The organism is Microseira wollei NIES-4236 (genome assembly GCF_020521235.1).
Lineage (GTDB): Bacteria > Cyanobacteriota > Cyanobacteriia > Cyanobacteriales > Aerosakkonemataceae > Microseira > Microseira wollei.
In genome coordinates, this window is sequence record NZ_BLAY01000620.1 from 1 (window position 1) to 333 (window position 333).

Here is a 333-nt window from a genome sequence, read left to right on the forward strand (position 1 = left end):
ATTATTCATATCAAGTTCGGTCGATTACCCATAATTGGCAGTCGGGACACGGCACGATTAACGTTATCTGTTTGTCCGAGATATCTCTGATGCCCTGTCCCTACGCAACAACTCTGTGAGGTTTTTTTATGATGGGCAATTCAACGAACGTGATGTCATTAGCCATAAAACCAGTAGGGGCACGGCATCAGTCAGGTTGGTTGCCAGCAATAAATTCCTCCCTTGCCGTGCCCCGACCAATGATTCATATCCATTCCCGATTCGATATCAAAGTAGGGGCACGGCATCAGTCAGGTTGGTTGCCAGCAATAAATTCCTCCCTTGCCGTGCCCC

The 333-nt window shown here is 48.0% G+C and carries 1 protein-coding gene; it reads left to right on the forward strand.

Going from position 1 to position 333, the window contains the following annotated elements; all coding sequences use genetic code 11:
• Positions 1–128: 128 nt before the first annotated feature.
• A partial coding sequence (locus tag MiSe_RS50050; protein WP_226595077.1) for a hypothetical protein occupies positions 129–333 on the forward strand: 205 nt, incomplete at its 3' end.